This is a genomic window from Salinispirillum marinum (genome assembly GCF_042650105.1).
In the GTDB taxonomy this organism is placed as follows: domain Bacteria; phylum Pseudomonadota; class Gammaproteobacteria; order Pseudomonadales; family Natronospirillaceae; genus Salinispirillum; species Salinispirillum marinum.
Genome location: NZ_JBHSAL010000002.1, coordinates 355,255 through 366,828, shown reverse-complemented (window position 1 = coordinate 366,828; position 11,574 = coordinate 355,255). Strand labels below are relative to the sequence as shown.

Below are 11,574 nucleotides of genomic sequence, written 5' to 3'. Positions count from 1 at the left end.
ACATGGGCTCCCTGAAAAACCATTGCCTTTAAATGGGAAGTATAGTCCATCTAAACCCACGTCAAGCACGAAGTTGTATTCTTACTTTGCCTTGCCGAAATAGCGCATTCGAATAGACACAGGTTCTTTTTTGGTGCGAAAACAAATATGAAGGCGCCTATGATATGGGTTTTGCGGACTTTAATGCTCTAGTAGAACACAGCGCTGCTAATCCGGACAGCTCAGTTCAGGCGGTTTATATGGTTTACAACAACACCCCAGCAACCGTGTTTACGCTGAAGGACTCCGGCATTCTTGAGCCGTCTGACCTTGCAGGTAATTTGCCTCGCTTAAAGTAGCCATTACACTGGCTTTCGTGGGTTCGGTCATTTCTGAAACGGTGGCTTCTAATCTGGGCATTGGTTATTTGATGATGGCCGCCAGTTCGTCGATGGATATGGCACTGGTCTTTGCGGGGTTGATTGTCATTGGCGCTATGGGCGTGGTGATGTACGAACTGTTTGCCATATTGGAAAAGCGTCTTACCCGTTGGGCACACCGAAACCCTAACAGTGCGATGTAGTCATTACCAGTATCACGGTTGCGCTTGGATAACTTGGGCATTCCTAGTAACATAAGATAATTCTTATATTTTGCGAGGCTTGTCCATGATACCTGCTCGGCTGAATCGCTTGGTATTTCCGTTTTTGATGTCCAGCTACATGGTATTTTTCATGACGTTTTTGATTACCCTGCTTAACACGGGGTTTAACGACGGCTTCTTTGGTCGCTGGGCGCAAGCCGGTGCATTTGCATGGCCGATTGCCTTTGGTTTGGTGTTGATCGGTGCACCCCGATTGCAACGCCTTGCCATGGCCTTAACCACAAAAAAGGCGGGTTAAGACCCGCCCTACCTGTGTTCGCTCACCGCGTTTTATTGCAAATCTTCCTGCTCAATGGGTTCAAGCACTAACTCTACACGCCGATTAGCGGCTCGACCTTCAGCGGTTGAATTATCGGCGATGGGGCGATTCGGGCCCGCACCTACAGGGATGATACGTACCGACTGTACACCCTGGCTTTGTAAGTAATCGGCAACTGACTGCGCCCGCTCTTCACTCAATCGTTGATTTAGCGCAAGACTGCCCGTACTGTCGGTGTGACCGGAAATCACAATGAGGGTATCAGGGTATTCAACCAAGATAGCCGCAACACCGTCTAAATTGTTTTCAAAATCGTCGCGTAAATCCGCTTCGTTGACTTCAAACGTGATACTGCCGGGCATGTTGAGCAAAATTTGATCACCCGTGCGCGTAATGGTGACACCCGTACCGGCCATTTCTTCACGCAATTTAGCTTCTTGGTTATCCATGTAGACGCCCGTCGCGCCACCCGCAACCCCACCGATACCCGCGCCAATCAACGCGCCTTTTAAGCGATCGTCGCTGTTAAACATGGCACCGACCACACCGCCGACAAATGCACCACCGACGCCCAAGCGCGCCGCGTTCGATGTCTGACGCTCACCCGTGTAAGGGTTTATGGTCGAACAGCCAGCCAGCAACAGGGTTGTTGCCGCTAGGGCCAATACACCTTTGTTCATGGATACCATCGTTTACTCTCTCCATTTATGAATAACAGCCAAATTATGCCGTGCCTCATGTGTTAGTGATATGCTTTTCCGATATCACAATTAAAAAAGGAACTGTTCAGATGCGCACATGGGTCAAGAACGCCATCCGTGAAATCAATGCCGACTTTCAACGTTCGGCGGATACCCATTTGATCAAGCTGGGCTTGCCTGCCACGCCCGGCATCGACCTGTATCTGAAAGATGAAAGCACCCACCCCACCGGCAGCTTAAAACACCGATTAGCCCGTTCACTGTTTTTGTACGGCCTATGTAACGGACACATTCAAGAAAACACCACCATTATCGAGGCGTCATCGGGATCCACTGCGGTGTCGGAAGCCTACTTTGCGCGCCTATTAGGCTTGAAATTTATTGCCGTCATGCCCGCATCAACGGCTTGCCGGAAAATAGATGAGGTCAGGTTTTACGGCGGCGAATGCCATTTCGTGGACCATGGCAGCCAAATCTATGCTGAGGCTGAGCGGTTAGCGCTGGAATCCCAAGGTCATTACATGGACCAATTCACCTTTGCAGAACGCGCTACCGACTGGCGGGGCAACAATAACATTGCCGACAGCATCTTCAGCCAGATGCAATCTGAACGGCATGCCATACCGCGTTACGTGGTCATGAGTGCTGGCACCGGGGGTACATCAGCGACGCTAGGGCGTTATATTCGCTATCAAGGCTACGACACCGAACTGGTCGTAGTAGACCCGGAACATTCGGTGTTTTATGACAGTTTCATGCAACAAGACAGAACACTCACAAGCGCTAAAGGTAGCGCCATAGAAGGGATTGGACGCCCGCGTGTTGAGCCATCGTTTATGCCCAGCGTCATTGATCGGATGATTAAAGTGCCCGACCTCGCATCCATGGCGACATTGCGTTGGTTGGAAAAACGTTTGGGTCGCCCTGTGGGTGGTTCCACCGGCACCAATGTTTGGGGTGCCTTGCAGTTAGCAAAGGAAATGCACGAACGCCAGGAGGAAGGCTCTATTGTGACGGTGCTGTGTGATCGAGGCGAACGCTATATTGATACCTATCACAATGATGAATGGGTGGCCTCCCACTTAGGAAACATCGCCGATTGGGAGAACCAACTGGGTTAGCTCAACGTATGCCTTTGAAACAGCTACCGAGTGCTAAATCATGTTTGGATTTTTAAAGGGCGACCCCAAGAAAAAACTGCAAAAAGCCTATGAAGAAAAGCTGTCTGCGGCCATGAAGGCGCAGCGCAGCGGCGACATTAAAACCTACTCACTCCTGACAGAGGAAGCAGAGGCCATCCGAGCGCAAATAAATGCGCTGTCCTAGTGGCCCCATCACGTCCCAGCACCAACGCGCAAAAGCGTTGCTACAACGTACAGCAAGGCCAAAATCGAAAAGCTGAACGGCAGCATCAAGGAAAACCGATAGCGGTCTTCCCGGCGTTTATTGCGTTTAAAGTGCAAGACAACACCGATTGTTGTGATGACCAAGTTGATGATCAGCAACACCAGCGCGTACGTCAAAAACTCGGGCATCCAACCGTCTTGCACGGACGTACGAAACCAGCGATCGAACAACGACTCCATTTCCGGCCGAGCTTGCTCAATGAAAATCAAGATGGGCAGCATCATCAGTAAACCAATGATGGTGATGCCCCGAATCAATTGCACCAAGAGATCCGGCTTGACTCTCCGTTCAGGCCGGGGTTCTTGTCCGATTGCCGATTTAACGATGACCATAATACCCTCGTGTGCTGCTGTTCGAACACAGACTATATGGTATATCGTTTCACATTATCCAGTAACTTGTACGCAGTTTCGTTCAAATCCTTCGTGTGCTGTGCGGCAGCACGCGTGCCACTCGCGGTCAACTCGGTTACCGCAACAATCTGATGCATGTTCTTGTTAATGGTTTCCGATACGTTGGTCTGCTCTTCGGCTGCACTGGCAATTTGCGCATTCTGCGAGTTAATGGTATTCACCGCATCCAGTACTGACGCCAAAGCATTATCAACCTGCTGCGTTTCCGCCACGGTACTGGTGCTACGCTCGCGAATGGTTTCAATAACCTTCACGACTTGCTCGGCACCCGCCTGCAGACGCTCGATCATGGATTGAATTTCCTGCGTGCTGGCTTGGGTTCGACTGGCCAATGTACGCACTTCATCCGCCACGACAGCAAATCCGCGCCCGGCTTCGCCCGCCCTTGCCGCCTCTATGGCCGCGTTCAGCGCCAGTAAATTGGTCTGTTCGGCAATGTTGCGGATCACGTCCAACACACCACCAATGTTGTTGGACTCTTCATCCAATTTACCCACCACGGCGACCGCACTTTCCACGTTGCTGGCCAAACCATTGATCACTTCAATAGCGTTGTGCAGTACCTGCTGCGCCGATACCACCATGCCTTCGGCTTGATCAGCGGCGGTAGAGGCTTGGTTCGCACTGTTAGCGACTTCATGGGATGCCGCAGCCAGTTCATTGATGGCCGTTGCGGCTTGCTCACTTTCTTCTTGTTGTTGAGCAACACCATGCTCAGTCTCTTTCATAATGTCATTTAATTGCCGAACGTTGCTGTCCATCGTGGTTGCAGACGCGCGGATATTGCCAACCAAAGCAGCCACCTGATCAGCAAAACTGTTGAATGCCGCGCCCAACTTGCCAATTTCATCATGATCATGACTGTCCAAGCGTCGGGTGAGGTCGCCATCACCTTGGGCAATATCATTCATAACTGCCAAGGTACGTTTTAACGGCGAAGAAATACTGCGCGCCACCACAAGTGCTAGTCCGGCAATCAAAGCTACGGCGACCAGCGCCACCAATAAAGAATTGACGAAGGCACCACCTAACTGGTCATCTACGTTGCCTTCAATGGTGGCAATTTGAGCTTGTAAGCCTTCAACCCAAAATCCGGTTCCTATCATCCAGCCCCATTGTTCTAACATGCGCGCATAACCCAGCTTCGGTCCGACTTCGGCATCGGAATTCGACCATGCATAGGCCACAAAATCTCCGCCCCGTTGCGCCGCTGCCAGCAACTCTTGAATTAAATACACGCCATTTGGGTCTTGAAAATTTATCAGGTCACGACCGACCAAGGCCGGGTTAACACCATGTGCAACGTTCACGCCGTTACGGTCATACACGAACATATAACCCACGTCACCGGCGTCATCAAAACGCAACTGAGACAGAATGCGCTTGGCTTCCTCTTGCACTTCAGGGTTTGTATTGGCATCGGGTCGATCCACCAAATGCTGAATCGACGAAAACGCCAGAGAGAGATAGTTACGCAATTCGTTGCGTCGGTCTGCTTCCATTTGAGCCGCAAAATCGGTAACCGCAGTCTGGCCGATGGTCTGCGATTGGCGCAAATTGTAACTGGTGAGCAGTATGGCAAGTAACACAAGTGGCACTAGAGCCAATACCAAAATACGTGCTTTGATTGTGAACTTCATCTTTTCCGTCCAGAGCTGTTGTTATCGTTGTTTAGGACTTGATCGCTTCACGGGATAGTAGCCCTCCGGCGATCACTACACCCTATTTTGACTATAGTCTAGGATGTAGCACTGTGCGAATTTTACTCTAGGCCGATAAAGCGACCGGGGCAAGTTGTGGAGAATACGTAGAGCGCTACGTAAAATGGCGTAAAACGTCCTCTATTCTTGCCAAAGATTGATCATTCGATGGCGTTGTTTGTCGCTTGAATAAGTAATGAAATCGTAGTTGATCACATTTAAATATTCCCGGTTTTCATACACAGGTGACGGCGCCGAATTGATATTGGAGAACATCTGAAACGTGGATTCACCCACCAACTGATTTTGTATTTCATGCGACAGGGTAAACTCAATAAATTCATTCGAGAGCTCATAGTTCATCGTGCCCTTTACCACACTGGCAGCGCCAATTTCATACCCGGTACCCTCGCAAGGCGCATGCACAACAACCTGAGGGTTGTCAGCCAACAACGGTAAGACATCGTGTACAAAAGCGACCGTTACGCCGTGATTGCCCTGAATAACTCGTTGCAAGGCATCGTAGCCGCTCCCAGTCTTTCCTTGGGTGTTCTGCTGTATTTCACTCAATAGGCGCTCACCTTGCACATCATCAAAAAGTTGTAAAACGGTGCCAATAAACAAAAAAGAGGTACCTGATAACGATGGATCAGCAATAATAATTTGGCTGCGATAGCGCGGATCGCCCAAGTCCGACCAACATTGTGGAGGAGTCAAATTTTTGGTCACCAGAACATCCAAGTTCGACACAATGGCCAAAGTACCTGCGTAAACACCGACTGAATGCCCGGACGACTGCTGCCAAAACTGCCGTGACCAACGCAACTGTTGAGCCAAATTGTCGGGTTCAAAACGCTCTAACAATCCGCTTTCCACCGCTTTTAAATGCGTATCACCCGTACCCCCCCACCAAACATCATAAGGTTTTTCAACGGCATTAATGTGCGCTTCTAAAATCTGCAAAACCTCACCGGAACTTAACCGATCAACGGTGATGGCTTCACCGGTCTGCCGTTGATATTGGTCACCCAGCCATTGGCAGACTTCATGTGTAGCACCACACGCAACGCTCAGTGGCGCGGCAAATGTGAAGGTAGCCAGCAATACAAAGCTCAACAATATCGTGCACAGCATTGTCTTAGCTGATTTAGGTCCATAACCGGGCATATCGCTCATAGTTTAAACTCCATAGACACGTCCGTACCTAGACCCACGCTACTGTTGATGGTTATCTCACCGGCGCTTTGTTTCACAAATCCATACACTGTGCTCAAGCCTAGGCCTTGCCCATTGTGCTCTTTATCCGTGGTAAAAAAGGGCTCAAACACCCTTGGCAAGATATGTTGAGGTATCCCGTGGCCCGTGTCCGATACGGTGATGATCAAACGCTTTTGCTCTATCCGCGTACGAATTGATATGACGCCTTGGTCATCAATGGCGTTTCGGGAATTAATGCAGAGATTAATGATGCTGGACTCGAGTTGCCCAGGGTCAAGAAATACGCGTGTATCGCCCTCAAAGAGGTCAAGTTTGACGTCGACATTGTCTCCGACGGTCAAGCAAACGACCTCATACAACCCTTGGATCAATTCATTGATCGAAAATAGCTCGGGCATTAACCTTTTACGTCGAGCAAACGTCAGTAGGCGATCAATCATGCCTATGCTTTTGTCTGCTGCGAACAACGCCTTATCTAAGCTACGTTGATGATGGCTGCCAGAAACATTTTTCGTTTCTTTGAGTATGTTTAAACTACTGATGATCACGTTAATCATATTGCTGATGTCGTGCGCAACTTCACCCGAAATTCTCCCCAAAGAATCCAAACGATCGTCGTTGGCTTGCAACGTTTTTTTACCAAACTGGTGTAAAAGCTGCTGACGCATCAGCCAGCCTACAACCAAAATGCTGCACAGCAGTACTAAAACGGTCCAGAACCATGGTGCTGACCGTGGTTCAACAATATTCAGCTCATGCACGCTTGGTGTAATTTCTAACGCCTCTATCAGGGTATTAGTGAATTGGCGGATTTGAAAAATAGTTCGTTCAATGCGTTCACCGGTTATCACCAAATCTTCAGCCACCGCAAACAACCCATTTGAGCCAAAGGCTAGGTTACGCAGTCTATTGGTCAGCGTCGTATCAGAAAAACCCTCTTGGAGAATACCGTTAAAACGTCGTGAAAGTTCGCCAATAAAAATGAGATTATTGGCTTCAAATGCTTCTGAAATGATGGTTATCGCTGATGCCACTTCTGGCATACCACCAAAAATAGCTTCATTCTCCCGGACTATTACCTGCAAGGTATTCTTAGCGACTAAGAGATCATTCTTTTGTCGTATCAGCCGAGACAATTCGGTCATGTGTGTACCCAAAGCCTCGACTTCAACGCTACTCCCTTGGCCTCTTACTTGGAAAATAAGGTCTGCATCAGTACGGATTTGTTGAAATTCACTCAGTAAACTTTCGACCGCCAAGGTTGACAGATACTCTGAGCGCAGCGGTGCCAAGCCATTGAATCCAGAACTGAACCGCATTAACCGATTCACCATAGACTGCGAATGCTGAAGATGACGCTCAAAAGCCAACTGGCGCTGGTTGATATCATCGAGTCTCTGCAAATACATCGTGATGGTGCCCAACAAGACAATGAGCACAACAAGCAGTGCAGGACTGCCTAACCAACGAGGAATTCGGTCACTTACTCTAGACAAAAGACGTACCCTTTATTTCGGCGCGTTTGAAGATACATCGGTGTGGAAGGCTTATGCTCAATTTTACGCCGAAGTCGAAGAACCAGGACATCGATATTGCGCATCATGTGGTTACTGGACTCAAGCCCTAAGCTCTCCAGAATACCTTGGCGGCTAAAAACCTCATTAGGGTGAGTAACCAATAACTCAAGCAACCGAAATTCCGTATTGGTCAACTCAATCGGACCGCACTCGTTTTTTAACAACTGACGTTCTACAAGATCCAGTGTGAAATCGCCAAAGCTGACCTGTTCATGAATGGAGCCCGATTCAACCGTGACATCATCTGCAAGCGGTGCCAAGTAAGTACTGCGCATAATGGCCCGTATTTTTGCTAACAAAACACGCGGCACAACGGGCTTTTCGATATAGTCGTTCAACACCGTTTCCAAACCCAACACCTTTTCAACATCGTCTGAAACCGCAGAAATCATGATCACGGGCACAGGATATTTTTTTAATACTTCTCTTGCCAAATCCAAACCATTCTCTTGTTGCAAACGTAAATCCACCAACAGCAGATCAATACCATGTTGATGAATCAAATCCCATGCACCTGCTCCATCTGTCGCCGCAAAAACACGAAACTCGAACTCACCAAGATAGCCTCGAATAAACTCCAACGCCTCCGGATTGTCATCAACAATAATAATGGTTTTCTTAGTAGTCATTTGGCACCATTTTTTGCATCATAAAAACGCCCTGAAATATTCATGTAACATATGTAACATAAGTATTCAAATGCGCCATATTTATTACTTATATTTATTTTCTTCGCGATAATTATATCCCATGACCGAATTGAAACAAAACTAATTTTTATTTTGTTGAACTGTCAAAGCACAGATACCAATCTATCAACGTCAATAGCAATTGGCATCTCCCATAAATATAAATACAGGTGTAATAATGAAAAAATTTGGAAAGGTCCTGACTTGCCTAGGCCTTGCGGCCAGCATCTCATTGTCAGCGGTCACTCAAGTTGTTGCCCAACAAAACGAGCGTTTAACGGTTTATGTTGGTTTTCAAGAAGACCACGCTGTTGAAGCCATGCGTCAATTCAATCGCGACACCGGCATTCAAGTCAACATGGTTAGAATGTCTGCGGGCGAAATCCTAGCCCGGATTCGCGCAGAGCAGTCGAACCCACAAGCCAGTGTTTGGTATGGCGGCCCGGCGGACACCTTCGTTGCGGCTGTTCAAGAAGGCCTTTTAACGCCTTACGTATCGCCAAACGCATCGGTTATTGCCGATGAATTTAAAGATGTTGATGGACATTGGACAGGCATTTATGTTGGTGCACTGGGTTTTGCTTCAAACCGCGATTTCTTAGCACGCAATGGCTTGGAAGCACCGAAATCGTGGGAAGACTTGCTTGACCCTCGATTCGAAAATGAAATCATCATGGCGCACCCTGCGTCTTCCGGTACAGCTTACACCATCCTTTACACCGCTCTGCAAGTCTTCGGTGGCGAAGAGCAAGGCTTTGATTACCTGAAGAAACTTCACCCGCAAGTGCAACAATACACCACCAGTGGTTCAGCACCCGGTCGTATGGTGGGCATGCGTGAAGCGGGGGTCGGCCTGTTATTCGCCCATGACATTATTAAGTTCCAAGAAGAAGGCTTTAGTTCTTTAGTTCTGACTATCCCTGAAGATGGCACAGGTTATGAAACTGGAGCGGTCGCCATCGTGAACAATGCGCCTAACATGGATCTCGCACAGCGTTTCATTGACTGGGCACTGACGCCGGCAGCTCAGGAAGTTGGTCAGCGCACCGGCAGCTACCAGAACTTAACCAACCCTAACGCTAAAGAACCTGAACGTGCAGTACGCTTAGCGGACATCAACACCATTGATTATGACGCCATTGAAGCAGGCTCTCAGCGTTCGCGTCTGATTAACAGATGGAACACTGAAGTTAACCGTTAATGTTTAAACCTTCTGCCTGGCATTCTGCCGGGCAGACTTTCACGTCCTATCAGGTATAAATCATGTTTAACTTATGGTTTAAAGAGTCTATTTCTCGTTTTAGACGAGAACCGACCTTGGCGTTGTCCATATTTTTAGTAATTTCCTCGCTATTGGTTTTTATTGCATACCCATTGTTCAAGATATCGGTTGCCAGTTTTTATAATATCGAAGGCGAACTATCCATTTCTGCATATATTCGAATATTATCAGGAGGAAACCTACTCACAGCGCTCACAAACTCTCTAAAGCTTGCACTGGTTACGGCCACATTATCAACGGCTATTGCTTATCTGTTCGCTTACACATTTGCTTATATGAATGTACCATGGAAGAAACTATTTAGTGGCATTGCTATTTTGCCCATTATTTCACCGCCGTTCGTTATTGCATTATCGGCCATATTACTCTTCGGTCGCCAAGGCTTTATCACTAATTCAATTCTGGGTATGGAAAATGCGAATATCTATGGCTTTCATGGCCTGGTATTGGTACAAACGCTTACCTATTTCCCTATTGCATTTTTGGTCTTGGCCGGTTTATTGAGATCCATCAGCCCTGCCCTTGAGGAAGCAAGCGAGAACCTGGGTGCCAGCCGCCTAGAGACGTTTATAAAGGTCACCCTACCACTGTCGATATCCGGAATTGCTAACGCTTTCTTACTGGTTTTTGTTCAATCTCTGGCCGATTTTGGCAACCCAATGACCATCGGGGGTAATTACACCACCGTGGCTAGAGAAATCTACCTGCAAGCGGTAGGCAGCTATGACATTCAAGCCGGTGCAGCACTGGCCATTTTATTGCTCACCATCACCTGCATTGTCTACGCGTTACAAAAATTCTGGGTTGGCAAACGGAGCTATGTCACGGTTACGGGAAAACCGTCGAACAGTCGTCGATTAATAGGCGAAGGTTGGGTAAGAAACACCTTATTTGGTATTTGTGTTTTCCTTTCTATTACCGTCGTTTTGTTTTACGTCCTCGTACCCATTGGTTCCTTTATACGCCTTTGGGGAATCAACTACAGCTTCACACTTGACCACTATCGGTATGTCTTTTCTTTAGGCCAAAAAGCCATAAAAGACACCCTATTTCTATCGGTCATCGCCACCGTTATCGCCGGTATTCTCGGCATGGTGATCGCCTTTCTCATTGTCAGAAAGAATTTTTATGGCAAGCGTATGGTTGAAATGGTCAGCATGCTGTCGATTGCAATTCCCGGAACGGTATTGGGTATCGCCTATATACTGGCCTTTAATGGTCCTCCGTTTGCCATTGCAGGCACGGCGACCATCATCATTGCAGCCTTTGTAGTACGAGCCATTCCTGTAGGTATACGTTCAGGTGTTACCGCGTTACAGCAAATAGACCCGGCGATTGAGGAAGCAGCAACGAACTTAGGCGCCAACCAATCACAGACGTTCTTTGGCATTGTCCTGCCACTGATCAGATCGGCGTTTTTCAGCGGCCTGGTGTACAGCTTCGTAAAAAGCATGACCGCCATGAGCGCAGTGATATTTTTGGTCTCGGCAAAATACAACCTCATTACCGCATCCATACTGTCGCAAGTTGAATCAGGAAGAATTGGTGTTGCCAGCGCTTACTGTACCTTATTGATCATCATCATGGTTGTCGCGTTATTGATGTTAAACCTCTTAGTCAAAATGTTTGGCGAACAGAAATTTACCAGCAAGCGTCCCGCTTAAAATAATAATTGGAGAATCATA

General features: G+C 47.9%; 12 protein-coding genes and 1 pseudogene. 7 read left to right on the top strand and 6 right to left on the bottom strand.

The window, feature by feature from the left end:
• Positions 1-161 precede the first annotated feature (161 nt).
• The 3 genes and pseudogenes from ACFOSD_RS08830 to ACFOSD_RS08820 form a co-directional block, all read left to right on the top strand.
• Positions 162-338, top strand: a pseudogene (locus tag ACFOSD_RS08830) (hypothetical protein); the annotation flags it as partial.
• Positions 339-355: 17 nt separating this feature from the next.
• A complete protein-coding gene (locus ACFOSD_RS08825) occupies positions 356-562 on the top strand; it encodes a hypothetical protein (protein ID WP_380695610.1) in 207 nt (68 codons plus the stop codon).
• Between the two features lie 85 nt (positions 563-647).
• A complete protein-coding gene (locus tag ACFOSD_RS08820) occupies positions 648-881 on the top strand; it encodes a DUF2798 domain-containing protein (protein ID WP_380695608.1) in 234 nt (77 codons plus the stop codon).
• Between the two features lie 32 nt (positions 882-913).
• Here ACFOSD_RS08820 and ACFOSD_RS08815 read toward each other — a convergent pair whose 3' ends face one another.
• Positions 914-1,591 (bottom strand): OmpA family protein, encoded by a 678-nt coding sequence (locus ACFOSD_RS08815; RefSeq protein ID WP_380695606.1) that lies wholly within the window; start codon positions 1,589-1,591, stop codon positions 914-916.
• A gap of 101 nt (positions 1,592-1,692) precedes the next feature.
• Here ACFOSD_RS08815 and ACFOSD_RS08810 point away from each other — a divergent pair, with 101 nt between their 5' ends.
• Positions 1,693-2,724, top strand: coding sequence for a PLP-dependent cysteine synthase family protein (locus ACFOSD_RS08810; protein WP_380695604.1), 1,032 nt, complete (start codon positions 1,693-1,695; stop codon positions 2,722-2,724).
• Positions 2,725-2,764: 40 nt separating this feature from the next.
• On the top strand, positions 2,765-2,929 hold the full coding sequence (locus ACFOSD_RS08805; RefSeq protein WP_380695602.1) for a DUF6435 family protein: 165 nt from the start codon (positions 2,765-2,767) through the stop codon (positions 2,927-2,929).
• Between the two features lie 8 nt (positions 2,930-2,937).
• On the opposite strand, the gene ACFOSD_RS08800 is transcribed toward ACFOSD_RS08805, so the two are convergent.
• From ACFOSD_RS08800 to ACFOSD_RS08780, 5 genes are all read right to left on the bottom strand, one after another.
• A complete protein-coding gene (locus ACFOSD_RS08800; RefSeq protein ID WP_380695600.1) occupies positions 2,938-3,342 on the bottom strand; it encodes a hypothetical protein in 405 nt (134 codons plus the stop codon).
• Between the two features lie 32 nt (positions 3,343-3,374).
• Positions 3,375-5,063 carry a methyl-accepting chemotaxis protein gene (locus tag ACFOSD_RS08795; protein WP_380695598.1) on the bottom strand — a complete coding sequence of 563 codons (1,689 nt, stop codon included), beginning with the start codon at positions 5,061-5,063 and terminating at the stop codon, positions 3,375-3,377.
• 201 nt (positions 5,064-5,264) lie between these two features.
• The gene (locus ACFOSD_RS08790) at positions 5,265-6,299 is read right to left on the bottom strand and encodes an extracellular solute-binding protein (RefSeq protein WP_380695596.1); all 1,035 of its coding nucleotides are present in this window, start codon (positions 6,297-6,299) and stop codon (positions 5,265-5,267) included.
• Positions 6,296-7,837, bottom strand: a complete 1,542-nt coding sequence (locus ACFOSD_RS08785) for a sensor histidine kinase (RefSeq protein WP_380695594.1) — start codon at positions 7,835-7,837, stop codon at positions 6,296-6,298. Before ACFOSD_RS08785 ends, ACFOSD_RS08790 begins: the two co-directional genes overlap by 4 nt.
• A complete protein-coding gene (locus ACFOSD_RS08780; protein WP_380695592.1) occupies positions 7,825-8,547 on the bottom strand; it encodes a response regulator transcription factor in 723 nt (240 codons plus the stop codon). Before ACFOSD_RS08780 ends, ACFOSD_RS08785 begins: the two co-directional genes overlap by 13 nt.
• A 238-nt stretch (positions 8,548-8,785) precedes the next feature.
• Here ACFOSD_RS08780 and ACFOSD_RS08775 point away from each other — a divergent pair, with 238 nt between their 5' ends.
• Together ACFOSD_RS08775 and ACFOSD_RS08770 are read left to right on the top strand one after the other, a co-directional pair.
• Complete coding sequence (locus ACFOSD_RS08775) at positions 8,786-9,808, top strand: ABC transporter substrate-binding protein (RefSeq protein ID WP_380695590.1); 1,023 nt, start codon at positions 8,786-8,788, stop codon at positions 9,806-9,808.
• A gap of 62 nt (positions 9,809-9,870) precedes the next feature.
• Positions 9,871-11,553, top strand: a complete 1,683-nt coding sequence (locus ACFOSD_RS08770; protein ID WP_380695588.1) for an ABC transporter permease — start codon at positions 9,871-9,873, stop codon at positions 11,551-11,553.
• Positions 11,554-11,574: the final 21 nt, after the last annotated feature.